A 26,190-nucleotide genomic window follows, 5' to 3' on the forward strand; every position below is an offset into this window, starting at 1 on the left:
CCCTTATCACTGACCGAGGGTCAGGACCTTCTGCATCATGGTTTTGGCGGTGTTCATCATTTCGGCGTTGGTCTGGAACGAACGACTGGCGGAAATCATGTCGGCCATTTCTTCGACGACGTTGACGTTCGGGTAGTAGACGTAACCCTTGGCGTCCGCAGCCGGATGGTTGGGCTCATAACGGGCTTCGAGGTTGCTCTGGTCTTCGACCACGCCAAGCACCTGTACGCCCTGACCGGCCGCGTCCTGTTCCTGGAACAGCGAGTCGCTGCCACCGGACTGGCCGCCCTGGAACATGGTGGCGAATACCGGGTGGCGAGCGCGGTAGGTCTGGTCGATGCTCGACGAAACGGTCTCGGCGTTGGCGATGTTACTGGCGACGGTGTTCAGGCGAGTGGTCTGGGCACTCATGGCACTGCCGGCAATGTTGAATACGCTAGCAATCGACATGGCTTACTCTCCGCGCAGGGCCGATACCAGCCCTTTGAACTTGCTGTTGAGCAGGGTGAAGCTGGCCTGGAAGTTCACGGAGTTTTCCGCGTAGTTGGACTGTTCCAGTTGAGCGTCCACGGTGTTCTGGTCGATCGAAGGCTGCATCGGCGTGCGATACATCAGCGATTCGTCGCCATTGCCCAGGCCTTCGGCCTCGATATGACGGCTGTTGGTCATGTTCAGGGCGAAATGGCCGTTCTTGGTCTTCTCGTTCTGCTCGGCGAGCACTTTGGAGAAGTCCAGGTCCCGAGCCTTGTAGTTCGGGGTATCGGCGTTGGCGATGTTATTGGCCAGGACTTCGGCACGCTGGGCGCGGAAGCTCAGGGCCTGTTCGTGGATACCGAGCGCTTTATCGAAGCTGATGCTCATGTCGGAAACCTTTGGGTGACCAGAATGTACGTACGACGGCTAAAGCAAGCGTCGTGCCATTTCCAAAAACCCCATAAACCGGGGCTTTGCGGACACCGGCAAGGCGGCAATGCCAGAAAAGCGGCAACTGGTTTCCGCTGGCTGCCGCTTTTCTGCCGCTTCTGCAGGATGGATGCGTTCCATTGTGGGAGCGAGCCTGCTCGCGATAGCGGTGTGTCAGTCCACATCAATGTCGCCTGGAATACCGCATCGCGAGCAGGCTCGCTCCCACAGGAAGCTGTAGTGAATTGGAAAAAACTGGCACAAAAAAAACGGGAGCCCCAAGGGACTCCCGTTTTTTTGACAACCTGAACGAATCACTTCGCCTGGTAGATGATCCCCGGGCTGCACTGGACCATCTGGTAATGATCCGGCAAACCGTTCAACGCCTCGGAGGCGCCAAGGAACAGGTAGCCGCCCGGCTTGAGCGTGCCGTGGATGCGCAGCAGGATGTCCTTCTTCACTTCGGCGGAGAAATAGATCAACACGTTGCGGCAAAACACGATGTCGAACTTGCCCAGGCTGGCGTAGCTGTCCAGCAGGTTGAACGAGCGGAATTCCACCCGGCTCTTGATCGGCGCCTTGACCACCCATTTGCCCGGCCCTTTCGGGTCGAAGTAGCGTTGCAGGCGATCCGGCGACAGGCCCCGGCCGATGGCCAGGCTGTCGTACTCGCCGGTCTTGCAGTTATTGAGCATGGTCCCGGACAGGTCAGTGGCGACGATCTGCACGCCGCCTTTCAACTGGCCGAGGTTGGACCGTTCGAACTCATCGATGGTCATCGACAACGAATAGGGTTCCTGTCCCGACGAGCAGGCCGCCGACCAGATTCGCAGGCGTTGGCCCGGGCTGGCCTTGATGGCCGCCGGCAGCACCTTATTCTTCAACACCTCGAACGGATAGGTGTCACGAAACCACAAGGTTTCGTTGGTGGTCATCGCGTCCACTACCATCTCGCGCAAGCCACTGCGCGGCTGGCTCTGGATACGCTGCACCAGTTCGCCCAATGACTTGAGGCCCTGTTGTTCCATCAATTTATTGAGACGGCTCGACACCAGGTATTGCTTGTTTTCACCAAGCAAGATGCCACAGGCTTTTTCCAGGAAGACCCGGAACTGTTCGAAATCCAAATTACCCGTAGACAAGATACCGCCTCTTTCATCGCGTTGACTTGCCGGGCGCACAACGCGCCCGACCTTTGCTTACTCTGCTGCCTTGATCCGATCGACTACCCGGGAAGCCAGGTCATCGGGCCGGAATTTCGCCAGGAAATCGTCGGCACCGACCTTCTTGACCATCGCCTGGTTGAAAACACCGGACAACGAAGTATGCAAGATGATATGCAGCTTTTGCATACGTGGGTCGCTGCGGATTTCCGACGTCAGGGTATACCCGTCCATCTCCGGCATCTCGATGTCGGAGATCATCATCAGGAATTCTTCCTCGGGCTTCTTGCCCTCGTCGACCAGCGCGCGCAGATAATCCAGCGCCTGACGCCCATCGTTCAACGCCACTACCTCGACACCGACCGTTTGTAGACAGCGGGTCACCTGCTTACGTGCCACCGAAGAATCATCGACGGTCAATACCCGCAGCGAAATCGCCTTGTGCTGGGTCTCGGCGTCCACCACACCCGCGGAAATAGCCTCCGGAGTGGGAGCCACTTCAGCGAGGATCTTCTCCACGTCGATGATTTCCACCAACTGGTTATCGACCCGGGTCACTGCCGTCAGGTAGTGATCGCGACCAGTACCCTTGGGCGGTGGATGGATCTCCTCCCAGTTCATGTTAACGATGCGTTCCACCGAGCGCACCAGGAAACCCTGGGTCTTGGTGTTGTACTCGGTGATGATCACAAACGGATTGCTCTGGTCCAGCAACCGACCGGAACCGGTCGCCATCGCCAGGTCGAGGATCGGGATGGTCGCTCCCCGGATATTGGCCACCCCGCACACAACGGGACTGGACTTGGGCATCAACGTCAGCTTGGGGCATTGCAGCACCTCGCGGACCTTGAAGACGTTGATCCCATACATTTGCTGGCCGTCGAGACGGAACAACAACAGCTCCAGGCGATTTTGACCGACCAGCTGAGTGCGCTGGTTTACCGAATCCATTACTCCCGCCATGCCCTGACTCCTACATAACGCTAATGTGTCCGACGCGCATTCATCACTAAACGGCACGGGGCTTGCTATTGAACCGGCATGAACGCACAAACGACATTTTCTCGACGCCTGACCACTCACTGCCGCCATTGGCTCGGTGCACTGCTGGCTGTCTGCCTGTTCACTTCGGGCGGTCCTGCCCTTGCTGCTGTTCCGGTTACCTTGCCTGATCTCCTTATCGGCGTCACTCAGGGCTTTCTTGAATTCACCGTAGAAGACTATCTGGCTACCAGTCAAACCGAAGGGCGATACGAAATCGAAGTCAACCAGCTCGACCCGCGCCTGCGCATGCCGATGTGCGACAAGGAATTGACTGCTTCGCTGGAGAGTCCGGCCAGGCCCCTGGGCCGCGTCACGGTGAAGGTTCGTTGCGACAGCGCCGCGCCCTGGACGGTGTTCGTGCCGGCTCAAGTGCGCCTGTTTCGAGAAATTGTCACGACCACTCGTCCGCTCAAGCGGGCCGGGATTGTCGAGCCCCAGGACGTGATGTTGCGCGAACGGGACATCAGCCAGATCACCCAAGGTTTCCTGACCTCCGTTGACCAGGCCATCGGGCAGAAACTTGTCCGACCAATGGTCGCCGATCAGGTCGTGACGCTGGTGCACCTGGAGCAGGCCGAAGTGGTCCGCAAGGGCGACCAGGTGGTCATCACCGCCCGCAGTGGCTCCCTGGCCGTGCGGATGCCCGGCGAGGCCCTGTCCAACGGCGGCATGCGTGAACAGATACGGGTAAAAAACCTCAACTCCCAACGCGTGATCAAGGCGCAAGTGATGGCCCCAGGCCAAGTGGAAGTGGCGATGTAGTGATCCGGTAAAGGAGGTAGAAAGCTGGCGCTTGATCCCGGTGTTCCCTAGACTGTGCCTTACGCAAAGGCAAGCGCAGACGTGCGCATGCTCATTGAATAAATGAGCCTAAAGTTTTTTTGGGGATGGCCGAAAACATGGCAAGCGTCCAAATACCCAGAGGTTTTTTACCATGGTCATCGATTTCAATCGTTTAAACAGCTCTTCACCGTTGACAGGCACTACGCGTACCAGCGCGACCAAGGAAACCGCCGAAGCCGGTAAATCCGCGCCGCTGCCTACAGCAGCCGAACAGGTCAGCAACGGGGAGTCGGTACACCTCAGCAATGAGGCTCAGCAGTTGCAGAAGGTCACTGACAAGCTGCGCGATCAACCTGTCGTCGACAAGGCCCGCGTGGCCGAGTTGAAAGCAGCCATCGCTGATGGCAGCTACAAAGTCGACAGCAACCGCGTAGCCAGCAAACTGCTCAACTTCGAAGCCCAGCGCTAGGCCGCCCCGCCTGCGCCAGGCTTTTGGACGCTTAAGACCCAAGGCCAGCCATGCACGATACTAATTTATTGCAACTGATCATCGACGACTTTGTTCCAGCGCAACAATTGCTGGAATTGTTGCAGGCCGAATCCGTGGCACTGCACGGTCGCGACATGCCTCTGCTGGAGAACATCCTGGCGCAGAAACAGGCATTGATCATCTTGCTTGACCAGCATGGCCGCAAACGCAGCGAGATCCTCGCCAGCCTCAACTTGCCCGCCAGTCATGACGGCCTTGAGCAATTGGCCAGCCAGTCGACGATCGGCGACCAGTTGCTGTCCCAGAGTAAAGTGCTCAACGACCTGCTCGCCCAATGCCAGGCGACCAACGCCCGCAACGGCCAGTCGATCCAGATGCAGCAGGCCGCCACCGCCAACCAATTGCGCATCCTGAACGGTGGCGAGATCCCGACGCTGTATGACGCTAGCGGCTCGACGGCCAGAATGGTCAAGCACCGCCCGCTCAGCCAGGCATGAAACGAACAATGCCTTCGCTCTATCAACGCGCGATACATGCTGGCAAAATGCTGGCTATTCGTAGTCGTATTTTGCCTGGAGATTGACCCACCGTGTTCAATGCCTCAAACGCGGATGATGCTCCGCAGCCACCCAAGGTCCTCACCACGCCCCTGGAAATCTCCGGCAACCTGCGGATGCTGCAAGATAGCCACGACCCGCTGATCATTACGTTCCATGAACGCACCCAGCGCTTCCAGAGCTATCTGGTCAACGTCGATCGCGAGACCAACTCCATCGCCCTGGATGAAATGATCCCCCGGGATGGCGAGCGTTTCCTGCTGGCCGGCGAGCCGTTTCGTGTCGAGGGTTTTCATGATGGCGTGCGCATCGCATGGGATGGCAAGGGTCCACTGACCATTGACGAATCCAGCGACGGTCGCTGCTATCGCGGTGCCCTGCCCGACGAAGTGGTCTATCACCAACGCCGCAACGCCTTCCGCGCCGCCCTGAAACTGGCGCAACTGGTGAGCGTTGAACTGGGCGGCGACAAGCTCAAGTCACCCGTGGACGGCAAGCTGCTGGACATCTCCGCCACCGGTTGCAAATTGCGTTTCGACGGCGACATCACCGAACGGCTGCAATTGGGCCAGGTGTATGAGCGCTTCATCGCAGCCCTGCCGTTTGGCAACATGACCGCGCCAGTCGAGCTGCGTTACCTGCATTTCGAAGAAAGGATCAACACCACGTTCGCCGGCGTACGCTTCCACAACATCAGTGGCCTGGTGCAACGGCAGGTCGAGCGGTTCGTCTACCAGCTCCAGCGTGAAGCGCGGCGCTTCGATAAAGACGACCTCTGATCGTCGAGCCATAAAAAACGGGCAGTCCCTTGCGGTGACTGCCCGTTTTTTTTATGCCTGCTTCAAGGCCTGGCCTGGGTAAAGCTGGGTGTCTCCGGTTCGTCAGACGCCGCTTCGGCTTCAGTAGCCGGCTCTGCGACCGGCTCAGGCTCCACGTCCGGATTGGCCGGCGTCTGCATCTGCTCCTGCACCACCTGCTCATCCACCCGGGGATCGAGGCACGCCACCAAAGGCGAACTCGACATACTGTCCGGCATCGCCACGTGATGCAGCGGCGCGTCATCGACCTGATGCAGGTTGGTCACCGCTTTCGGCCGGATCCGCCATACCAGCACCAAGGCGAAGAAAGCGAAAAAGCCGTACAGCATCTGGCTGCCGAACATCTTCATCAGCACGCCGGCCACCAGCGGCCCGATGCTGGCACCAATGCCATAGGTCACCAGCAACATGGCCGTCAGCGACACCCGGCGATCCCCTTCGACGTGGTCGTTGGAAAAGGCCACTGCCAACGGGTACAGGCAAAACTGAACCAGCGAACAGCAGAAGCCCGCCACAAACAACACTTCCAGCGGCACCTTCGGCAGGATCGCCAGCGGCAGTGCGCAGATCGCCAGGAACAGCGCAAAACAGCGAATCAGCATCGCCCGGTCATAACGGTCGGACAGCCACCCCAGCGGCCACTGCACCAGCAGCCCGGCGAAGATGCAGCTACCCATGAACAGGCCGACCTGCTCGGTCGTCAGGCCCTGCTGGGACGCGTACAGCGGCGCCAGGCCATAGAACGAGCCAACGATCAGCCCCGACCCCAGTACCGTGCTCAACGACTGGGGGACACGCTTGATGAAGAAACGCGGCTCCATCGGCGCCGGACGCAGCGGGGCCGGGTGAATCCGCCGGGTCAGCGCCACCGGCACCAGGCACAGGGCGAAACACAGCGCCACCAGCATCAGCAGCTCCAGGCCCAGGGCCGGGTGCATGACCAGGATCAACTGACCCAGCACCAAGCCCAGGTACGAGGCGATCATATAGCCGCTGAACACCACTCCCCGTTGCTTGGCATCGGCCTGTTCGTTGAGCCAGCTCTCGATGACCATGTATTGGCACATCATCCCGAGGCCGACGATCATCCGCAGCACGATCCAGGCCGGCAGCCAGTTCACCAGGCCATGGCCCAGCACTGCCGCGCCGACGATCCCGGCGCAGGCCGAATAAGCGCGAATGTGCCCGACGCGGGCGATCAGCCGATGGCCGATCTTGCCACCCAGCACCAGGCCGAAATAGTTGGCGGCCATCAGCGCACCGACCCAGAGGCTGTCCACATGGTCGGCGGCCAGGCGCAAGGCCAGGTAAGTACTCAAGAGGCCCGAGCCGATCAACATCATCAGCGAGGCGAAATAAAGCGCTCGAAAAGGTTTCCAGATTTGGCGCATCGGCGTTCCGAGCGGCTCCTTGAGGTGAGTAAGGGCTATCTATTGAAGATAGCCCGAATGCGGCGGTTCTTTATGCCTGGGCCGCTAGGACACGTCGCTCCCAGGGCGTGATTTCATCGAAGAAGCTGGTCAGCTCCAGGGTCTTGGAAGCGATGTAGCCTTCGATGAACTCCGTGCCGAACAGTTCCTTCGCCAGATGACTACGCTTCAGACGCTCCAAGGCAGCATGCAAGGTACATGGCAGCGACAGATTATCCGGCACTTCGAATTCACCCTGGATCGCCGCGCTCGGCTCCAGGCGATGTTCAATCCCGTATAACCCGGCAGCCAGGCTGGCGGCAATCGCCAGGTAGGGGTTGGCATCGGCCCCCGGCAAGCGGTTCTCGACCCGCCGGGCCACCGGCGAACTGGCCGGAATCCGCAAGCCGGCCGAACGATTGTCATGGGACCAACAGGCATTGTTCGGTGACGCGAACGGGTGGCACAGGCGCTGATAGGAATTCACGTTCGGCGCGAACAAGGCGGTGAAATCCGCCAGGCACGCCTGTTGCCCACCAATGAAATGCCGGAAAGTGGCCGTCGGTTCGCCCGCCTCGTCGCTGAAGACGTTACGGCCGCTGCCTGCCTCGACAACGCTTTGGTGGATATGCATCGAACTGCCCGGCGTGTGAGCCAGCGGCTTGGCCATGCAAACCACGGTCAGGCCGTGCTTGAGGGCCACTTCCTTGAGCAGGTGCTTGAACAGGAACGTCTGGTCGGCCAGCAACAAAGGGTCGCCGTGCAGCAGATTGATCTCGAACTGGCTCACGCCCATTTCATGCATGAAGGTGTCGCGAGGCAAGCCCAGCGCCGCCATGCATTCATAGACTTCACTGAAGAACGGGCGCAGGCCATTGTTGGAGCTGATGCTGAACGCCGACTGGCCGTCCTCGCGACGCCCATCCAGGCCCAGCGGCGGCTGGAACGGCTGGGTCGGGTCAGGATTGGGGGCGAACACGAAGAACTCCAGCTCGGTCGCCACCACCGGTGCCAGGCCCAGGGCTGCATAACGAGCGACAACGGCCTTGAGCTGGCCGCGCGTGGAGAGTCGGGAGCTTTCACCGGTCAGTTCGTCGGCATCGCAAATCGCCAGCGCACGAGGCTGTTGGCTCCACGGCAGGCGGTGGATCTGTTTCGGGTCCGCCACCAGCGCCAGGTCACCATCATCGCTGCCGTAGAAACGCGACGGTGGGTAACCGCCCATGATGCATTGCAGCAGCACGCCTCGCGCCAGTTGCAACCGCCGACCTTCGAGGAAACCTTCGGCGGTCATCACCTTGCCCCGCGGCACGCCATTCAAATCCGGCGTAACGCATTCAATCTCATCAATGCCCGTCAGTCGCTGCGCGAGTGAACGCTGGCCATCGGTCGTCATGACGCAATCCTTGTTATGTGCGAGCCGCGAACGGCAACCCGTACAAAATAGGCTTCGGCTGTTCGGAATATCAAGCACCCGGTAAGAATAAACACCGAACCTTGGAATACATTGCGGGAGCGGGCTTGCTCGCGAAAGCGGTGGGTCAGTAAAACATTTGCAAGCTGACACACCGTCTTCGCGAGCAAGCCCGCTCCCACAGGTTTTATGTGGTGGCAGCGCTATTTATGCAGGGCACGCTCAGGGCAAGTAAAGCCGGAACACCCCACCGCCCAACACCCCGCCATTGGCAATCTCGGTGCGCCCGCTCACGCCGCCACGCTGGTGCAGGCCGGCAATCCGCGCAGCAAAGTACAAGCCCAACCCGGTGCTGCCGCTGCTGTGGTTGATGCCCTGCACATACTCGGCCTGACGCTCGATCATCTCTGGTGGGTAACCTTCGCCGTCGTCATTGATGGTCAGCACCAGTTGCCCGGCCTCATCACTCACGCTGATCAGCAGCGTCTGGCGCGCATGACGAATAGCGTTGTTGATGCAGTTGTCGAGCACCGAAGCCACCAGCTCGCGGTCGAAAAAGCCCAGGGGGCTGAGCGGGTCGACCTCGTAGGTGACCATGATCCCCCGGCTGCGGAATACATCCTGATGGCCGGCCAGTTGCGCCTCGATGAAATCGTCCAGCTCATGATAGGCCGGGTGTAGCGGCAACTGGTTGACGCCGAGCTTGTACAGCCCCAGCAACTGCACCATAAGGCCATTGAGATGGGCGAACTCGAACTCGATGACGCCCTGCTCCGAGGTCTGTCGCTCGACATCGGGCAAGCGCTCGAGCCATTGCGTATGCGCCTGCATGAGCAAGGTCAGGGAGTTTTTCATGTCGTGCACGGTAGACGCGATCACCGTGGAAAAATCGAGTGCCTGTTCGCTGTCATTCATCGCCAAATGCCTTGCTTCGCAGTTTTTGATAACGCGCAAAACGCGCATCGGTGTCGGGCATCATGCCCACCAGTTTCAGGCAGGCGCGGCACTCCAGCAGCAGCTCCGACTCCACACTGGTGTCGGTGCCATGCAGCAGCGATTGCGCCATGTTCAGGGCAATACTGATGTTCTTCGGTTGCATCTTCAGGGCCCGGCGGAACAGCTCCCGTGCCTCCGGCAACGCGCCGGTCTTGTAGACCCGCACGCCTTCGCGGTTGAGCTCGGCGGCGGCATTGCCCTGATTGAGGATGTTCGGGTCGTCGGTCAGCTTGGCGATGCCTTGCATTACCGTCGGGTCATCACCGTAGATTTCCGCGCAGTTCTTGAGCATCGATTCGCCGGCGCTGGTCTGTCCGAGCATTTGCAACTGCTTGGCCACCAGCAACGCGGCCTCGGCACTCATGAACTGCTCCATGCCATCGAGACGCTGCAAAGCCTGTTCGGTGAGTTTCTCGGCGGTCTCGGCATCGTTGAGCAACAGGCTGGTGGCTTTCATCAGCCGCGCCCGCACCTGCAGACCCGGGTCGTTGAGGTTCTCCTTCGCCACGGCGCTGAGGGTGGTGTTGATCTCCAGCCGCGTCCGGGTGTCGAGACCTTTTTCGCTGCCCTTGCTGATCAGCGCATGGGCCAGGCCGAGGTTGCTTTCCGGGTCCTTGAAGCGCGACTGCGCGCCCTGCCCGACCGCCTGGCGATAGGCCTTGGACGCCGTGTCGTAGTCTTCGTTGGTCATCGCCAGCTTGCCCAGCAACGATTGACGACGCACCGCCAGCGGCGACAGGCGCACCGCCTCTTCCAGCACCTGCTGCGCCTGCTTGGTGTCACCTTCGGCCACCAACACCTCAGCCATGCCGTCGTACAACGCCGGCATCATCGGAAAGACTTTCAGGGCCTTTTCATAAACGGCCTTGGCCTGCCCCACCTGGCCGCGCTTGAACATCAACTTGCCCAGCCCCGCGTAGGCCCACGGCAACGGGCGATCCGCGAGGATGGAGTTGTACAGTCGCTCCAGGGCTTCGTTCTGATTCAGGTCGCGCAACGCATCGGCGCGATAACGCAGGCACAACGGCCCGTAGCGCGGGTCCTGCTTGCACAGGGCGATGCAGGCATTGAGCACTTCCATCGGCTTGCCACGATCCAGGGCCTGCAGGATCGGCTTGAGCAGGGTCTTGCGCTGCTCGAGCCGTTCCAGCCGCTGGGCCAGGCCAGAGCGGTTGAAGGGCTTGGTCAGGTACGCATCGGGCTCATGCTCCAGGGCACTGAGCACCATCGCCTGGCTCGTCTCGGCGGTCACCATGAGGAAGACGCTTTCATGGCTGATCAACTTCTCGACCATCAGGTCTTCGAGCACCTGCTGGCCATTCTTGCGCCCATCGCCCAGGTGATAGTCCTGCAAGATGAAGTCATAACGCTTCTGCGAACACATGCGCAGCGCCACTTCACCGGTGTCGGCGGTGTCCACGTCCTTGACGCCCAGCTCACGCAGCATGGAGCGGATCGAACTGCGAAAATCCGAGAAATCATCGACGATCAGAAAACTTTTTTGGTGGTACGCCAGCATCGAGGATGTCCAGGCAAGTAAGAAAATAACCCAATGGCATAACAACGAAACGCCGTGTCACAGCCCCGAGGCGCGCAGATGATAGCCACCAGCCAGCAACGTTCAAGGGATTTCAGCAACCGCTTGGCCTGGCTGTGCCGTGACGCACATTGCGAGCCGAAACGCTGGAGAAAACCGGGCTCATCGGGTTATCGGCAGGAGGTGGCGTTCCGTTAAGGGGAAGGTGGGGGAGAAACCGCGCGCGGACGACTTGCCAGGCACAGAGCCGCGACAAACAAAGAATCTGTGGCGAGGGGATTTATCCCCGCTGGGTCGCGAAGCGGCCCCCAATCTGCGCTTGTGGTGTATCAGTTTGATCCGTTGCCGTTTTGGGCTGTTTCGCAGCCCAACGGGGATAAATCCCCTCGCCACAATGGGTGATGTAAAACCTCCCTCTTCGACTCAGTCTCTTGCCTCGCAGCGAACGTACTGGCTCCCGCTAATCAACAAACAACTTCACCCTCGCCATTCACACCTTCGAATAACATCCCTGTAAGACCCGCACGCTCCAGCCGAAGCTTCACATCCTCGCTCACTATCAACGCCCCCAAATGCTTCTTGACACGAAAAATATGTTTTCCCTGAACCTTGGCAGGATCAATGACGAGGTTCAGAAAAACACTGTATTCGCCAGCTCGATCAGGTCGTACGGGGTCATTGACCTCATATTTTTTGAAGGCGGACCGTGATTCGTCCACGCAATCCAATTGGGTCTCGACAATCATTACGTAGTGACAAACGTGAGCTTGCTCCCCCGCAACCGTCACTGGCTCAAGCACGACATTCATATACGGTTCATCAACGTCGGGAATTCCCACCAATGCATCCCTGGCCTTTTCGCTCAGGACCGGCACAGAGGCATATCCAGCCAGGGAAAAATCCAGATTCACGCCTTTCTCGCGAACCTCAAGGGCATAGGTACACGGCTCCATGTACTCAGAAGGGGGATCGATGAAGAGCCAGTTGTTGCAGTGTTTTATATCGCCCAAATACCAGCGTTCTGGAAACTGCACATCTTCTCGCAACAGGTAATACTTCATTTCAGCTCGCCGCATGTCATTACTTAACTGAAAGAAAGGGCTGTAGGCCTGCTCGAAACCGCTAATGTCGCCTCAACAACTTCGCCCAAAAACCAACCTTACTCTCCACCGCCAACGCAGCAGGCAGTTCAAGTTCCTGCCTCGCCGGATGCGTACTCGGGCCGTTGGGCCTCAATAAGTCCCCAGGGTAATGCTCAAGCCCCAAGCACTGTGAGTCGTCCATATCGAAAGCCTTGACCGCCACCACGGCCTCTACGCACCAACGACCGAAATAGGCGCCGCCGTCGAAGTTTTCATCGCCGTAGGTGTACCAATAGGGATGTTTATAATTGACCGCCTGTGGATCAGAGCCGGTTTTCGCTCCCGTACGTATTTCCTGATACCAGTGACTGACGAAAGCCTCCAGCTTTGAGGCTTGCGCATCCACCGGTACATCGACTGCCGCCAGCAATCGTCCATAGGGTTTAGGGTAAAGGAGAACGGGCCCTACTGTGCGCGCTGGACTGCGACTCGCGATGATCCGGTCGAGCAGCACATCCTCCCCTTCGTTGCCGATAAGGACCAGCAGCCTTTGCCATTGATCATCTGGTATTTCCAGTGCCAACCCCAAGCCGACCAACCAGAAGCAGACAATGTAATGATCGTAGTTGACGCGCCAGCTGTGACGGGTGAGTTGCTGCTCCGGAGTCCAGACTTACGCACCGAGACGCTCAGCCTCCTCCCAGGCATCGAGTAATCCAGGGAAATAACGCGACAGGTCGGCAATAGGACATCCGGCAGAGTAGCGACTTAGCATCTGGTGCCAGTGTTTCTGCGCAATGATGAAAACGTACTGCGGCGCGTAATCGGGATCGCCAGCAGGTTTAGCGGCGGTTTCAAGCGCATCGACGATGCTCTGATCACTATACTCAACCCATTCCGACCAGTAGCGGGAGTCTCCTAGCGGTGCCCGAATCACCTATGTTTCCTCCCGAAATTTAACATCCTGGAATTTGCCTGTATTTAAGCTGGGAGCCGTGCGCCTATACCTAAAGCCCGAAGAAACGCTCGTAGGCCGTCTCCACCCGAACAGCAAGCTGATCAGAAATGATGACCAGGTTTTCTAGCGCAGCTGTCTCTGCCGATAGCAAAGGGCTCGAAACAGCTGGAACAGTCAAACCTAGTTGCTGCCGGACCTGGAAAATCGCGTGAATCTCTAGAGGCAACAAATCGAAAGGCGCATATTTGAATTCAGGGTCCCAGGCGCCACCGTTGTCTTCAGCGTTGGATAAGTGATACCGACATAGCTCTTCCAGTGCATGAGCAAGCCCTTGCTCATTTGTCCATTCGTCTATCACGTTTTGATAAACCCCCAGATCCATCGACTTGATCTCTGGAAGCGTATCTCCTTGCGAATAGACTGAATAAAGCCAGAGCATGAAAGGTTCGAATTGACGCTGTTTAAGATAGCTGGAATCGACGGCGCCATTGATGGTCAGCATTCCGGCCAGCACATCGGCTACGGACGCAGCCAGATCACGACGATCAACCGCTATCAACCCAGCCAGCAAGCATCCGGCAATGCTCAATTGGTTAGTCAAATTGGGGACAGTTTTGACGCCTTGAAGAAAACTCGTTTTGGAGAAAGCCTTCGCTTTGAGCATCAGCGCCCAATAACGGTACATCATCGAGCGCGAGACCTGCTCCCAGCCAGAAGCATCTCTGTCACTTATAGCGACTTCGCCATGAATGCCGTAATAGGTCGCCAGCATCCCCAACGAATCAGCCACGTTGTCCAATCCGCTTAATGAGTCGCTGGCAAGATCCTCATCAATAAAGTCAAGCTCTTGAGCCGTCAGGCCCTCCGACTGGGAAAGCCAACGCCGGTGCTGATCAAGTCGAACAACGATTTCATCCATTCAGGTGCGCTCCTTTGACGTCAGTACGGACGCCCTTCCGCTTACCATGCTCACTCAGGAACGCATCTGACGAAGGATCGTTAAGTGAACCTCTAAATTACACTTAACCAAATGATCCAGCGAAGCCGTCCCTCCAACAAACAATACCGGCTCAAAGCCATAGACCTCACTCTCGTCAAGCGCACCCCACTTTTCTAGCGCTCGATCAAATAAAAACTCACCTTGATTATCCTCCAGATCATAGCGTTCCTTATCAGACATAGCGAAAAACGTCTGGATGGCTAGGTCCGGATCTTTATTAGGTACTTTCAGCTTATTCATCAACGCAACGATAGAGCCCGTCGAACATGAAACAACAATCTTCCGATTGTATTTCTCACCCCAAGCATACAGCGTTCCAAAAGCACTCTGGGCAATGACGTGATAATTATCTATCTGCGAAAATTCAGTACCGGCTAACCACATATCGAGTAGGTGTTTGTAATCGTCTGGGTCCACCGTCCAGAAAAGTCCATTGGCATACCCACACCAACCTTCTTTCTGCCAATAGGTGAGCAACGCGTCCGGTAGTACCCCCCGATATTTCGCAATATGGAAACCAAGCGCCTGCCGATGTGATGTTGCTTCACCCATTACACGGATGAAACACTCAAAGTCTTCGTCTCGCACGGTGTGCCCCCGTAGTTCAACACCAAGTTTTATCTACTGACCTGTCCACCTTGCTCCTAGTTAGCCACTAAGAACTCACTTTCGGTGAGAGCACACCTTCCTCCAGCCCGCCAAAATCCAAAATAGGATTCTAAATCAATATCAAACTTAAACAAAGGCCGCCCAATATACCAAGCAAGATAATAGTCCGCAGCCAACCCGTAGAGCGTCTCTAACAACGCATAAACCTGCTCACTCTCAGAAACTCTACTTTCTCTGATTGCATCCCCGATCTCATCAAACAACCAGTGATGAGGAATATCTTGCTGGAGCGCACCTTGCATATATTGCGCATCAACAAAAAGCACTTGAGCATTATGACAAATCTCGAAAATTTCGGAATCGCCAAGCACACCACATACCCTTTCTTGCTCCTTTAACCACTCCCCACCTAACTGAATCAACTGGCTTTTCTCCGCTCTATATTTAGGCAAGAGATAAAGAGAGCTATCCATCTCTCCAGCGGCGAGAACGCGCCCGGCTCTCAGGACCAACTCTTCTGAAAAAGGAAAGTAGCTAAATATACATTTAAGCTCCTCCGCGCTACTGTGTACCTTTAACAAACCTTGAAAATGAGCCTTATCAAAAAATGCCTTGCCCTCGCAAAAGGCGCACCATTCCGACAACAAAGAGTTCATGCCTAACTTCTTCCAACTTTTGGCAGAGGCAGCAATAAGTCCCCGCAGACGTAGCCTTCACTCTTCATCCCAAAACTCCCCTGGTGGTGCATATTCACTATTTTTCAATATAGCACACCAACCAAAACTCCTATAAAACACCTCAAGATCAATTATTTCATAAACTCCACTCCCAACGGCCTTCAAGGTAATCAAACCAGAAGCATGGTGCGTGTACTGACCGCCCGCCCCAGCGACAGCTCTTAACTCCAACTCTTTCCGATCCCACTCCGACACTACTCCCGACGATCCAGGGACAGTTTCCGCAAAAAAAATCTCAAACTCTTTAGCTATCTTGCATACACAAGGAATACGCTCCTGTCGGAGCAGCTCATCCGTAGCCAAATTTTTGGGAAAGTCAATTCTCAACCTCACCACAAAACTCTCCGTGAAAAATGGGGCAGCTTACCTAATAATCGAGCAATTAAATAATTTGCCCCCAGAGTATTGACGGAGACATTAGGGCATTTCGCCCTGTATTACTCCCCTTCTATCCACGCCTATTTGATCCAACTAGCGAGGCTTGGCCACACTTCATTAGAGGTGCCATCATGCGACCAGTAACTCACTGAACCATCCTCAAGAAGACAATAGTAGTTTCCGTCCCTAACCTCCATGCAACTCATTCATTGCACTTGTAGCCAAAAGAAAAAGAGGACAGAAAAAAGGGTGATGTCAGGCTTCATCCCCCTCGACTGATCAACACAAAACGCGTTCACTCACGACGCCCCAACAATTTCGACCAAAAACCCACCTTATTCTCCACAGCCACCGCAACAGGCGGTTCAACTTCCTGCCTCGCCGAATGTGTACTCGGACCATTGGGCCTCAATAAGTCCCCTGGGTAATGCTCAAGCCCCAAGCACTGTGAGTCGTCCATATCGAAAGCCTTGACCGCCGCCACGGCCTCCACGCACCAACGACCAAAATAAGCGCCGCCTTCGAAGTTTTCATCGCCATAGGTGTACCAATAGGGATGTCTGTAACTGACGGCCTGAGGATCAGAGCCGGACTTGGCACCGGTACGCACTTCCGTGTACCAATGTTTGACGAATGCACTCAACAGCATTGCTTGCGAATCCTCCGCAGCATCTACCGCCGTCAGCAACCGAGCGTAGGGTTTCGGGTAAAGAAGCCCTGAACCTATGCTGCGTTCTGGGCTGCGACTCGCGATTATTCGGTCGAGTAGCACGTCCTCGCCTTCGTTACCGATCAACGCCAACAACCGCTTCCACTGGTCATCTGGGATATCCAGCGCCAATCCCAACCCCACCAGCCAGAAGCAGGTGATGTAATGGTCGTAGTTGACACGCCAGCTGTGGCGGGTGAATTGCTGCTCCTGAGTCCAGACCGTCGCGCCGAGGCGCTCGGCCTCCTCCCAAGCATCAAGCAGTCCGGGGAAGTAACGCGAAAGGTCCGCTATCGGATCTCCAGCAGAATACCTGCGCAGGATTTGATGCCAATGCTTTTGGGCAGTCTCGAAAGCGTACTGGGGGGCGTAGTCAGGCGCCCCCACTGGTTCCCGAAGGGCCTTTTGAGATTTATCGATATAACCATCGTTGTTGTGGCTGACCTTGCTCCAATAATCAGAGCTGCCAAGCGGTGCGCGGATCATTTACCTACTCCCTATAAGCTTGGATGTTGCGACGGGGTCTGCAACAAATTTCCCTCCCTTGTCCAGCACCCCGACGGAGACATTACCAAATGGATCGGTATGGACTAGCCATTTCTCTACTCGACCTGCAAGCAAGGCACTGCGGATGCTTTCCGCCTTATCTGCATCACCGCCCACAGACTCAAGAATGCGATTGTAATTAGTGGTTGTCCCCGTCATCCAATCATCACTCATCTGCAAACCGTCTTTAGTCGGTTTCAACTTGGATGAGCCGAATTTGTACTCCACTATCAGGTAATCGACGCCCGGCTTGTCAACCTTGTACAAGTCATCAATACCGGTTTGGCCAATATCCGGTGCCCGGCCAATTTTCTCGGCGCTCGGCACCAGTGACTTGATCCGCTCACCGCCCATGACATCGCCGATGATGCTCTTCTGTGCGTTGGTGAGCGCCCGGAAATCCATCAGCGGGGTGCCGTTGGGGTTGAACTGCCCACCACGGGCGACCAGCTTATCGAACTTGGCCAAGCCGGCCATCGCCTCAAGCCCTTCCGTCCCCACCTTGATCCCGGCTTTCGCCAACGCCACGCCACCCTTGGCCGCCCCACCAACCCCCGTGGCAATACTGCCAACCTGCCAAACCAGCTCGCCAATGTCCTGCCCCAATTGCACGGCGCGATCATCCCCGCCGTTTTCCAGGGCATCTTTAACACGGTCGAGTTTGGCGTTGAGTTCGTTGACCACACCGTCGCCGAATTGCTTGCGGGCCTCGGGGTCGTTGATCAGTGCTTTCAGGCCGTTGATCCCGTCCACCGGATGGAGGAGGAATTGCGCCAAACCCTCGACGTCGCCCCAACCCGCCTGCACCAGGCCTTTGCCCACGCCGAAGCGGGTCAGTACATCTTGTTTCTGGTTGATGTACGCCCATTTGGCGATCACTTTCGCCTTGGCCCCGAGACCGTCGGCCTCGCTGTACTCCTTCTCGGCCTGGACCAACTGCTGGGTCGCCAGCCAGTTGTTGTCCACCGCGGCACCGGCGGCGCTGTTGGCAGTGGCCGGGTCGAGCGAGGAGCTGGTGGCGGCCAGCCCGGTGACGATGCTGACGATCAGGTTACGCTTGGCTTCGCGCTGGGATTCGCTTTCATCGGGGCTGGCTTCGGAGAACAGGCCGGTGAGCAGGCTCGACGCCGCCGCGCCTGCCGCGCCGCTGCCACAGCTCTGGCTGCTGGCGGCGGCACCCGCGCAAGCGACAATGCCGTGCAGGGCAGCGTGCAGCGGTGAACCTTCGGTGAGTTTACCGTTCGCCACCAGGTCGCCGATGTAGCCGGCGCCCTGCTGTTGCAGGTAATTGACCACCAGCCCCTGGACGAAGGCGCTGTTGCCGCCACTGATATTGCCGCTGGCCGCGCCGACCAGGGCGGTGGTGATCTGCCGGTAGGTGCCGCCCGCGCCCCACTTGTCGGCGATGCCGCGGGCTTCTGCATTCAGCCGCTGGGAATTGTTGAGCAAGGCCAGACGCTGGACGTCGGTCAGGTCGGCGTTCGGGTCAAGTGCCTTGGCACGGTCAGCCTCGGCCTGTTTGCGCTTGAGGTCGACTTCCTTGGCCTTGTTGGCGAGCAAGGTGCTGGCTTCGTTGGAGAACGCCCCGACGATCTCGAAACCGGCACGGATTTCGTCTTCGTCGAAGATCGGCTTGAGGGTGTTGCTGGTGTCGCGGTCGCTGGAGACATCGCGATTGAGGCTGGCGACGGTTTGCTCGCCATTCTTGCCGGTGCGTTTCTGTTGTTCGGCGTCGTTGCTGATGACGATGGTGCCGCCACTGATGCCGCTGCGGGTGACGCTGCTGGCATCGTCGCTGGCACTGATGGCGATCGGCATCGTGGCGCTGAGGTCGTTGTCGTTCTTCGGCAAGTCGGTGCCAGGAGTCTGCGTGCCGCCGCTGGTGGCGTTGCCCTGCTGGTCCTTGCCGACTTCGCGATAACCGCCACCGACGCTGACGGTGCTGGCGTCGTACTCGGCCTTGTTCTTGATGTCGCGGCTGGTGAGGCTGGCTGTGACCAGACGATTTTTGCCATCCTGCACGGCCTTGTCGCTGCTGGCGATGACAGCGCCGACCAGGTCGGTGTTGCCCCCCACGCGGATGTCGAACCCATCGTCGCCGGCCTTGATGCCCGATTGCTCGATCACGCTGGCGTAGTTGGAATCGATGTCCGTGGCGCCGAAGCTGCCGCTGACGCCGTTGACTGAACTCATGCCGTAGCAGAACGGCGGAATGCACAGGCTGATGCCAACGCCCAGGTTCTTCTCATCGACCACGTAGGTGTTGGTGTCTTGCAGGCTTTCAATGTTCAGGTCACCGCCGATATCGGCCAGTACCTGCTTGCCGCTCGCCACCGCGCCTCTGAGGTTCGTGTCACCGCCGGAGGACAGCAGCAACTGGTTGCCCGCCTGGACATGGGTATTGGTATGGGTGAGTCCATCGCCATCCGCCTGGCCACGACTGCCGGATGCACCCAGGTCCAGGGTGAAGCCGTTACGGGCACCGAGGGAGAAGCCGATGCCGATGCTCGCGCTGCTGCCTTTGCTGTCGGTCTCCTGCTTGTCGATATTGCGGGCGGCGAGCAGGTTGATGTCACCGTCCGCCAGCAGGCTGGCGTTGCGTCCGGCCTTGATATCGCTGCCTTGTACGGTGATGTTGCTGGCGGCTCCAGCGCCCGTGGCACGCAGGCGGACGTCGTTGCCGGCGGTCATGGTCGAGCCGGCCGCGCTGTCGCTGGTGTAGGTGGTGGTGCTTTCGTTCTTCTTGGTGCCCAGCGACAGGCTGATGTTGATCCCGCCCGCCGCGCCCGGGTCCATCGCCACGGCGGTGGCGGCATTATTGGCGGCCATCACCGCAGTGGCGGCGGCCAGGGCCTTCATGCGCCCGTCGTCGGTTTTCTCCGACGCCCGTTTCATTTGCTGGGATGTCTGGATCGCGCTGATCACCGGGTTGGTCACGGTGAGGGTGAACCCGGTCTGCTTGAACAGCGTCTCGCGCTCGCGCTCGCGGGTGTTGCGCGCCTCGACGACGTCGATGGTCTGCGCCGTGACGTCGATGTTGCCTTGGGGCGCCGACACCTGGCTGCCCACCTGGCGATAGCCCTTGCCGGCTTCGATCAGCACATCGCCAGCGGTCGAACCGACGGTGCTGGCCACGGCCGTATGCTCGGTGGTGAGGTCCTTGACGCTCTGTTGCTGGGTGCCCAGGGTGACGGCAATGCCACCGCCGCTGAACAGGCCGCTTTTCTTCACGGACTTGTCGTGGCGTTCGCTGCTGCTGTCAGTGTCCGCTTCGATGTTGACGTTGTTGTCCGCCACCAGGACAGTCTGGGTCGTGGACACCACGTTGCTGCCCTTGAGGTTGATGTCACGACCGGCCTGCACATAGGTCTGCTCGCCGCTCAGGGTGGAGCCTTCGGCCGAGGTCTGGCTGATCGTGTCACGGGTGGTGGTGGTCTTGCTGGAGAACATCCCGTTGCTGCCTTTGACCTTGTGCGCTTCATCGGCGAACTGGTAGTTCTGGCCGGCGGTCAGGTTGACGTCGCGCTTGGCCTCGGCAAACACCGCGCCTTGCTCGCTGGTGACACGGCCGGCGCGGGCGTTGAGGTCCTGGCCCGCGCTCAAGCGCACGTCGCCCTGTCCTTGGATCAGGGAGCCGACTTCGGTCTGGCTGGCGTCCTTGCGCCAGTTGCTGCTGTTCCAGGTCAGCGCTTGCTGGTGCGCTTCGCCGACGGTGGCCAGGTTGATGTTGTTGCCCGCCTCCAGCAACGTGCTGCCACCTTTGCCAGCGTTGACCACCTGGGCACCGGTGAGGTTGAGGTCGTTGCCGGCACTGACCCCCATCGTGCCCTGGGCACCGCTGACGAACAGCCCGGCCACCCGCGACAGGTTGGTGCGGGTGCCTTGGGCGCTGCTGCTGTCACGGCTGCTGGAGATGACGTTGATGTCCTGCCCGGCCTTGACCGACAGGCTGTCCACGGCACCGATCAGGCCGCCGAGGTTGTTGAGGTTTTCCCGCGCGGTGAGCGATGCCTTGTCGGCCTGGATGCGCCCACCGAGGTTTTCGATGTTCTGCGCGGTGATCGCCATGACGCTGCGCCCGGCCAGGCTGCCACTGTTGACCAGGTCGCCGGCGATGTTCAGGTTCAACTGTTGCCCGGCAATCAAGGCGCCGGAGCCATTGAGGTCGCCTTCCTGGACCCGCACGTACACTTGCGGCACCAGTACATTGCGGGTGTCACCGTTGGCCAGGGTGACCTGCTTCTGGACCAGCCAGACGATGTCACTGGTCAACTGGGCCATCTGCGCAGAGGTCAGGGCCACGCCGGGGACCAGTTGCCATTGGCTGGCGACGGTCACGGCGTTGTCGATCAGGGCGCGGTACTGCACTTCGTCATTGGCATAGCCATCGAGGAAACGTCTGCCGGTGAGTTGCGCGATCTGTTCGCGAATCAATTTCTGTTCGTAGAAGCCGTCGCCCAAACGTTGTTGCGTCAGTGCCGGATCGACTTGCAGGCGCTGCAACATGTAGTCCGAAGACAGCCAGGTGCGATAGCTGGCAAAGCGCGGGTCGGTTTCGATCAGGTAGCGGCTGGTGGTCTGGGGACTGGTGGTGAACAGGCTGTTGTTCGGCAATGCCAGGGATGGCCCGCCGCTGCGAATCTGCTCGGCCACACCTTTGCTGTTCAGGGTAGTCTGGGCCGCGACCTGAACGATGGGCGTCACTTCATAGGTCCTGCCAACCGGGGCGCTGACCGTGCCTGTGGCGGCTATCTGCTCGCTGACACCCTGTGTGGCGCGGGCGCCGATCTGGGTGCCCGTCCCATTGCCGGCGGCGTTCTGGGCGAACACGGTCGGTTGCAGGGTAATGTCCTGGATCAAGGGTGCGGGCGTGTAGGCGGTGACGGCCGTTCCCTGACGGTCCCGGCCCTTGCGCTGGATGCGATAGAAATTCGTAGCGGTGCCGCTGTCGGTGGTGGTGCGCTGGCCGGTCAATTCAGTGTTGGTCAGGCTGGCAATGTTGGCCTGCAACAACCCACCGGCAATGATGCGGCTCTTGTCATTGAGCACATCGCCTGCATTGATCTGCATGGTCCCGCCAGAAAGGATCTGCGCCGGTGCCGAGGTGGCGATCTGGGTTTCCTGCACTACGCGGGTGTAGTCGTAGCGATTCCAGTTGTCTTTCCGGCCCTCTGGAGTGTTGAGGTAATAGACCTCATCGTGGCGCAGGGAAATCTGGTCGCCCTGGTAGCGGTTCGGAGAACCGCTGAGCTGGAATTCCTGCAAGGCCGTGCGGCTGACTTCCACCTGTTGGGTGCTGAAGTGTTCGTTGGTGTTGCGCACGCTTTGCACATCGAGCGACAGGTTGCCGAGGGCCTCGATGGTCGCGCTGGCGTTGGTCAGCAGTTGAGCACGGTCCTGGGCCTTGTCAGTGGCGCTCAGCGCACCGCCGATGGCGAGGTCGCCGGCACTGAAGATCAGTGCCTGTTCGCGGTTGTCCAGGGTGCCGGTGCCAACGTCCAGCGTCTCGCGGGCGGCGATGGTCGCGGCGATGCCGTTCTCATCGCGGTTGCTCAGTGCCGAGGTGGCGATCGCCAATCGATCACCGTACAGACGCCCCGTGCCCAGGTTGTTGAGCGACGACGCTTGCACGCGCACCTGCTGGCCGTCGATCAGGCCACGGTTGGTCAGGCTGTCGTTGACGGTCAGGCGCACCTGGCCGGCGCTGATCTCGCCATTGGCGGCGTTGTCCAGCGTTTGCGAGTGAACTTGCAACAGGCCGCCCGCCAGCAGTTTTCCGCTGTTGTTGAAAGCCCCATCGGTGCTCAGGTCAACCTTGTTATTGGCCTGGATCTGTCCACTCAGGTCCAGGCCACTTTGCAGGCTGAACGTCAGGTCGCCCAGGCTCAGGGCCCGACCGGTGCCCGCGTAATAAGCGGCATTGAGGGACAACAGGCTGCCGGCGAGCAGGGTCCCGTCGAGGTTGTGCACGGCCTGGCGACGTTGCGTCGGATCACGATCGGTGATGGTCAGGCCTTTCCCTGCGGAAATCAGGCCGCCCTGGTTATCCAGCAACTGGCTGACACCGATGGACAAACCTTCGTCGGCGCGCACGGCACCAGCCTGATTGCCGAAGGTGTTGAGCGCCAGGCTCATGGCGCGGCCTTCGAGGCCTTGGTTGGTACCTTGGGTGGCGCTGTTGTCGAGCACGCCGGCATTCACGCCCAGCGTCCCCGCGCTGCGCACCAGTCCACCCTGGTTGTTGAGCGTCTCACCCAGTACCAACTGGACATCGCCGAGACCTTGCAACTGACCGCCGCGGTTATCCACTCGGGCGCCTTCGACCCACACGGTCTTCTCGCCAATGATCTGGCCACCGCTGCCGTTACCAAGGTAGCTGGTCTTGAGCACCAGGGCACCCTTGGCGCCGAGGAACCCCGTACTGTTGTTGAAGTTGGCACTGTGGATTTCGACGGCGTCCTGACCGCTGATGCCTTGGGTGGTGCCCGACTGGAGGTTGTTCAGCGCCTGGCTGCCAGTGTCGATGAACAGCTTGCCCTTGGCCTGGATCAGGCCCGCCGCGTTGCGCAATTCACCGCTGCGCAGGTCGAGGGTCGCACCGGCATTCAGCGTGCCCTGGCTGTTGTCCACCAGCATGCCGTGGCTGTCCAGGTCCAGGGCCTGGCCACTGATCACCCCGCTCTGGTTATTCAGGCCCTGGGCCGATAGATCGATATCGCCCAGCGCTTCAAGGCGCCCGCCGCTATTGTTCAATGCATCGGCCGAGACGTTGACCAGCAACCCGGACTTCACCGAACCCAGCACACCGTTGGTGTTGTTCAATTGGCCGGCGATGATCTCCATGCGCTGGGTGGCGGCGAGCGTGCCGCCGATATTGTTCAAGCGGTCAAACTCTGCGTGCAGCTCACCGCCAGCACTCACGGTGCCTTGAGTGTTATCCAGCAGCTCGCCGCTGACCCTTGTCGTACCGCTGGCGGCCAGCGTCCCGCCGCCGTTGTTGACTTCGTTGTCGGCAGTGACGGTCAACGCCCCGTTATCGGTGGCGAGGACTTTACCGCCCTGGTTGTTCAACGTACCAACCTTCAGGACCACCGCCCCGGGGCTACTGACTTGCCCGGCCTGGTTATCAAAACGTTCACGGGCGGTGACCTGCATTGGCTGCGCGCCAGTCTGGAGAATGCGTCCGCGCTGGTTGGACAAGGTCGTGGTGTCGAGCGTGATCTGTTGACCTTGGGTCAAGCCATCATCAACCACCACCTCACCGGCCTTGACGCTCAACTTGCCATTGCTCGCCAAGGTGCCTTTGCTGCCGGCCAACTGGTTGGCCTGGATGTCCAGGGTGCCTTTGCCAGCGTGCTCGACCTTGCCCTCGCCGTTGTCGAGACGATTGGCGCCAAGCTTCACGTTGCCAGCGTTGGAGGCAATCCGCCCACTGCTGTTGTCGAGCGTGGCGACGGCTGTGATCGACGTATCGGCGGTGCCCGTCTGCACCAACTCACCGCCGGTATTGGAAACATCCCGCGCGCTCAATTGCAGGTTGCCGGCGCTGACTTTGGCCGCATCGGTGCGCAGGGTCTTGGCCGCTTTTGCGGTCAGCACCTGGGTCGCATCGACTTGGCTACCACTGAGATTGGCATCGCCGACGCTGGCCGTCAGAGTGACGTTGCGGCCCTGGGTCTGGCTGTCGCTCAGATCCAGGTCAGCGGCACCGATACCGACATCGCCGCCAGCAAGATTCTGACCTTGCGCCTTGACCGTGGTGGCCCGCAGCGCAAGGTTGCCGCTGCTACCCAGTTTGCCGTCCACCCCGACGCCGGCCGCCAGGCTCGAGGTCTTGGTGCTGCGAATGGTCTTGGCGGTCAGCGTCGTATTGTTCTGGCTGGCAACGGTGCCGCTGTTGTCGATGTCACCGGCGCTGTCGAGCCTCAGGTCGCCCTTGGCGTAGAGCGTGCCGCTGTTGTCAACGCTGGTGGCATTGATTCGGGTCGCTGTTGCGCTGCTGATAGCGCCCTGGTTTTGCAGTTTGCCGTCAGCACTGATTACCACCTCACCGGCCATGGCGCCGATCTGCCCGGCGTTGCGCACACCGACGCCGGATTCGGTGCCCACCAGCATGATCTTGCCTGCATACATGCCGCCCAATTTGGCAACGTCGATGGCAACGGTGGGTTTTTCCCCATCGGCGGCTGGCAGCGGCGTGGCCTGGGTGTTGTCGGCATTGACCTGATTGCGTCCGGCGGTGACCTTCAAGTCGTTGGCCCACACCCCGGCGTTGACCTGCACCGAGCGGGCGATCAGATCCGTGTAGTCGCTCTCACGGGCATCCAGGCCTTTGCCTTCGATGTTGATAGTGCCGCCCTGCACGGTGTAGCCGGTGATGCGACCGTTCTCCAACTGCGCCCGGCCAGTACTGAGGGTGGCCCGGTCGGCGTTGATGAAGCCGCAACCGTTGCACGTGATGCCGGACGGGTTGGCGATCACCACTTCGGCGCGCTGGCCGGCCACTTCGACGTAACCGCGCAATTGACTGGGATTGCTGGCGTTGACTTCGTTAAGGATGACCCGCGCACTGCCATTGCCCAACATCGGGTTGCCTTCGATCCAGCCGCCCAGTTTCGTCTGGCTATTGCCGGTGCCGTTGTTGAGGATCACGCCACGGCTATCGACATCGAACTGGTTGTAGGTGTTGCGCGAGACACCGCCGGCGCTAGGGGCCTGGATATTGACCTGCGGCGTACCGTTGGCGCTTTGTATCACGGTGGGTCGCTGGCCGGCTGGAGCCCCCGGGTCGGCGACGATGGTTCCAGCCCAGGCCGGTGCCACGCTCAAGGACACCAGACCAATCGCCGTCATCAAGGCAAAGCGCAACGCCCCGAGCGTCGCCGTACAAGCCGATGCGCCCGTCGACGGACCGGAGCGGGTCCCCGGCGCCTTGACCTGGCTGGTGACGTTCTCGGCCACGACCATCAGCAGTCCACGGGCCTTGTTGAAAACGATTCTGTACAGATGCTTGTTCATAGCAATTCCATTTGCGGAGCCAGCCCGCACGAGCAGTGG

The 26,190-nt window shown here is 59.2% G+C and carries 21 protein-coding genes and 1 pseudogene; 4 read left to right on the forward strand and 18 right to left on the reverse strand.

The genetic code is table 11. The features are described from left to right. Positions 1–6: 6 nt before the first annotated feature. From flgC to PBDP_RS22490, 4 genes are all read right to left on the reverse strand, one after another. Positions 7–450, reverse strand: a complete 444-nt coding sequence (flgC, locus tag PBDP_RS22475) for a flagellar basal body rod protein FlgC (protein WP_003204730.1) — start codon at positions 448–450, stop codon at positions 7–9. 3 nt (positions 451–453) lie between these two features. Next, a complete protein-coding gene (gene flgB, locus PBDP_RS22480) occupies positions 454–861 on the reverse strand; it encodes a flagellar basal body rod protein FlgB (protein WP_003204732.1) in 408 nt (135 codons plus the stop codon). Between the two features lie 356 nt (positions 862–1,217). Next, positions 1,218–2,045: a protein-glutamate O-methyltransferase CheR gene (gene cheR, locus PBDP_RS22485; protein ID WP_109753935.1), complete on the reverse strand. Its 828-nt coding sequence runs from the start codon at positions 2,043–2,045 to the stop codon at positions 1,218–1,220. Between the two features lie 57 nt (positions 2,046–2,102). Next, on the reverse strand, positions 2,103–3,029 hold the full coding sequence (locus tag PBDP_RS22490; RefSeq protein WP_060741036.1) for a chemotaxis protein CheV: 927 nt from the start codon (positions 3,027–3,029) through the stop codon (positions 2,103–2,105). 78 nt (positions 3,030–3,107) lie between these two features. Here PBDP_RS22490 and flgA point away from each other — a divergent pair, with 78 nt between their 5' ends. From flgA to PBDP_RS22510, 4 genes are all read left to right on the forward strand, one after another. Beyond that, positions 3,108–3,872, forward strand: coding sequence for a flagellar basal body P-ring formation chaperone FlgA (gene flgA, locus PBDP_RS22495; RefSeq protein ID WP_063324729.1), 765 nt, complete (start codon positions 3,108–3,110; stop codon positions 3,870–3,872). Positions 3,873–4,044: 172 nt separating this feature from the next. Next, positions 4,045–4,362 carry a flagellar biosynthesis anti-sigma factor FlgM gene (gene flgM / locus PBDP_RS22500; protein WP_109753934.1) on the forward strand — a complete coding sequence of 106 codons (318 nt, stop codon included), beginning with the start codon at positions 4,045–4,047 and terminating at the stop codon, positions 4,360–4,362. Positions 4,363–4,412: 50 nt separating this feature from the next. Beyond that, complete coding sequence (locus tag PBDP_RS22505) at positions 4,413–4,880, forward strand: flagella synthesis protein FlgN (protein ID WP_109753933.1); 468 nt, start codon at positions 4,413–4,415, stop codon at positions 4,878–4,880. A 92-nt stretch (positions 4,881–4,972) separates the two neighbouring features. Continuing rightward, positions 4,973–5,719 carry a flagellar brake protein gene (locus PBDP_RS22510; RefSeq protein WP_109753932.1) on the forward strand — a complete coding sequence of 249 codons (747 nt, stop codon included), beginning with the start codon at positions 4,973–4,975 and terminating at the stop codon, positions 5,717–5,719. Between the two features lie 62 nt (positions 5,720–5,781). Here the strand turns inward: PBDP_RS22510 and PBDP_RS22515 are convergent, their stop codons facing one another. From PBDP_RS22515 to PBDP_RS22575, 14 genes and pseudogenes are all read right to left on the reverse strand, one after another. Continuing rightward, positions 5,782–7,149: an MFS transporter gene (locus PBDP_RS22515; protein WP_116833263.1), complete on the reverse strand. Its 1,368-nt coding sequence runs from the start codon at positions 7,147–7,149 to the stop codon at positions 5,782–5,784. A 70-nt stretch (positions 7,150–7,219) separates the two neighbouring features. Further along, the gene (locus PBDP_RS22520) at positions 7,220–8,461 is read right to left on the reverse strand and encodes a glutamine synthetase family protein (protein ID WP_163858966.1); all 1,242 of its coding nucleotides are present in this window, start codon (positions 8,459–8,461) and stop codon (positions 7,220–7,222) included. A gap of 342 nt (positions 8,462–8,803) precedes the next feature. Continuing rightward, positions 8,804–9,496, reverse strand: coding sequence for a sensor histidine kinase (locus PBDP_RS22525; protein WP_109753929.1), 693 nt, complete (start codon positions 9,494–9,496; stop codon positions 8,804–8,806). Then, the gene (locus PBDP_RS22530; protein ID WP_163857127.1) at positions 9,489–11,096 is read right to left on the reverse strand and encodes a tetratricopeptide repeat-containing response regulator; all 1,608 of its coding nucleotides are present in this window, start codon (positions 11,094–11,096) and stop codon (positions 9,489–9,491) included. The genes PBDP_RS22525 and PBDP_RS22530 overlap by 8 nt, the downstream gene beginning before the upstream one ends. Positions 11,097–11,578: 482 nt before the next feature. Then, positions 11,579–12,175: an imm11 family protein gene (locus PBDP_RS22535; protein WP_212801346.1), complete on the reverse strand. Its 597-nt coding sequence runs from the start codon at positions 12,173–12,175 to the stop codon at positions 11,579–11,581. A 61-nt stretch (positions 12,176–12,236) separates the two neighbouring features. After that, entirely contained in the window at positions 12,237–12,710 is a 474-nt protein-coding gene (locus PBDP_RS30000) for a PoNe immunity protein domain-containing protein (protein ID WP_280633902.1), read from the reverse strand. A gap of 42 nt (positions 12,711–12,752) precedes the next feature. Continuing rightward, a pseudogene (locus PBDP_RS30010) lies at positions 12,753–13,133 on the reverse strand (PoNe immunity protein domain-containing protein); the annotation flags it as partial. A 70-nt stretch (positions 13,134–13,203) separates the two neighbouring features. Continuing rightward, the gene (locus PBDP_RS22545) at positions 13,204–14,073 is read right to left on the reverse strand and encodes a hypothetical protein (RefSeq protein ID WP_212801347.1); all 870 of its coding nucleotides are present in this window, start codon (positions 14,071–14,073) and stop codon (positions 13,204–13,206) included. 54 nt (positions 14,074–14,127) lie between these two features. Then, the gene (locus tag PBDP_RS22550; RefSeq protein WP_212801348.1) at positions 14,128–14,742 is read right to left on the reverse strand and encodes a GAD-like domain-containing protein; all 615 of its coding nucleotides are present in this window, start codon (positions 14,740–14,742) and stop codon (positions 14,128–14,130) included. Between the two features lie 56 nt (positions 14,743–14,798). Continuing rightward, positions 14,799–15,419: a hypothetical protein gene (locus tag PBDP_RS22555; RefSeq protein ID WP_134925462.1), complete on the reverse strand. Its 621-nt coding sequence runs from the start codon at positions 15,417–15,419 to the stop codon at positions 14,799–14,801. A gap of 57 nt (positions 15,420–15,476) precedes the next feature. Beyond that, the gene (locus tag PBDP_RS22560; protein ID WP_134925463.1) at positions 15,477–15,833 is read right to left on the reverse strand and encodes a hypothetical protein; all 357 of its coding nucleotides are present in this window, start codon (positions 15,831–15,833) and stop codon (positions 15,477–15,479) included. 125 nt (positions 15,834–15,958) lie between these two features. Further along, complete coding sequence (locus tag PBDP_RS22565; protein WP_349306090.1) at positions 15,959–16,084, reverse strand: SMI1/KNR4 family protein; 126 nt, start codon at positions 16,082–16,084, stop codon at positions 15,959–15,961. An 89-nt stretch (positions 16,085–16,173) separates the two neighbouring features. Beyond that, positions 16,174–17,073, reverse strand: a complete 900-nt coding sequence (locus tag PBDP_RS22570) for a PoNe immunity protein domain-containing protein (protein WP_212801349.1) — start codon at positions 17,071–17,073, stop codon at positions 16,174–16,176. Continuing rightward, entirely contained in the window at positions 17,074–26,151 is a 9,078-nt protein-coding gene (locus PBDP_RS22575) for a two-partner secretion domain-containing protein (RefSeq protein WP_212801350.1), read from the reverse strand. Positions 26,152–26,190: the final 39 nt, after the last annotated feature.

The sequence above is a fragment of the Pseudomonas sp. St290 genome (assembly GCF_018325805.1).
Lineage (GTDB): Bacteria > Pseudomonadota > Gammaproteobacteria > Pseudomonadales > Pseudomonadaceae > Aquipseudomonas > Aquipseudomonas bijieensis.

Bases quoted from the DNA above. Each gene is read 5' to 3' on its own strand.
- PBDP_RS22575 (WP_212801350.1), bottom strand. From the start codon at position 26,151: ATGAACAAGCATCTGTACAGAATCGTTTTCAACAAGGCCCGTGGACTG.
- PBDP_RS22490 (WP_060741036.1), bottom strand. From the start codon at position 3,029: ATGGCGGGAGTAATGGATTCGGTAAACCAGCGCACTCAGCTGGTCGGT.
- flgA (WP_063324729.1), top strand. From the start codon at position 3,108: ATGAACGCACAAACGACATTTTCTCGACGCCTGACCACTCACTGCCGC.
- PBDP_RS22565 (WP_349306090.1), bottom strand. From the start codon at position 16,084: ATGAGTTGCATGGAGGTTAGGGACGGAAACTACTATTGTCTTCTTGAG.
- PBDP_RS22515 (WP_116833263.1), bottom strand. From the start codon at position 7,149: ATGCGCCAAATCTGGAAACCTTTTCGAGCGCTTTATTTCGCCTCGCTG.
- flgB (WP_003204732.1), bottom strand. From the start codon at position 861: ATGAGCATCAGCTTCGATAAAGCGCTCGGTATCCACGAACAGGCCCTG.
- PBDP_RS22505 (WP_109753933.1), top strand. From the start codon at position 4,413: ATGCACGATACTAATTTATTGCAACTGATCATCGACGACTTTGTTCCA.
- flgC (WP_003204730.1), bottom strand. From the start codon at position 450: ATGTCGATTGCTAGCGTATTCAACATTGCCGGCAGTGCCATGAGTGCC.
- PBDP_RS22520 (WP_163858966.1), bottom strand. From the start codon at position 8,461: ATGACCGCCGAAGGTTTCCTCGAAGGTCGGCGGTTGCAACTGGCGCGA.
- PBDP_RS22530 (WP_163857127.1), bottom strand. From the start codon at position 11,096: ATGCTGGCGTACCACCAAAAAAGTTTTCTGATCGTCGATGATTTCTCG.
- PBDP_RS22570 (WP_212801349.1), bottom strand. From the start codon at position 17,073: ATGATCCGCGCACCGCTTGGCAGCTCTGATTATTGGAGCAAGGTCAGC.
- PBDP_RS22555 (WP_134925462.1), bottom strand. From the start codon at position 15,419: ATGAACTCTTTGTTGTCGGAATGGTGCGCCTTTTGCGAGGGCAAGGCA.
- PBDP_RS22535 (WP_212801346.1), bottom strand. From the start codon at position 12,175: ATGAAGTATTACCTGTTGCGAGAAGATGTGCAGTTTCCAGAACGCTGG.
- PBDP_RS22545 (WP_212801347.1), bottom strand. From the start codon at position 14,073: ATGGATGAAATCGTTGTTCGACTTGATCAGCACCGGCGTTGGCTTTCC.
- PBDP_RS22525 (WP_109753929.1), bottom strand. From the start codon at position 9,496: ATGAATGACAGCGAACAGGCACTCGATTTTTCCACGGTGATCGCGTCT.
- flgM (WP_109753934.1), top strand. From the start codon at position 4,045: ATGGTCATCGATTTCAATCGTTTAAACAGCTCTTCACCGTTGACAGGC.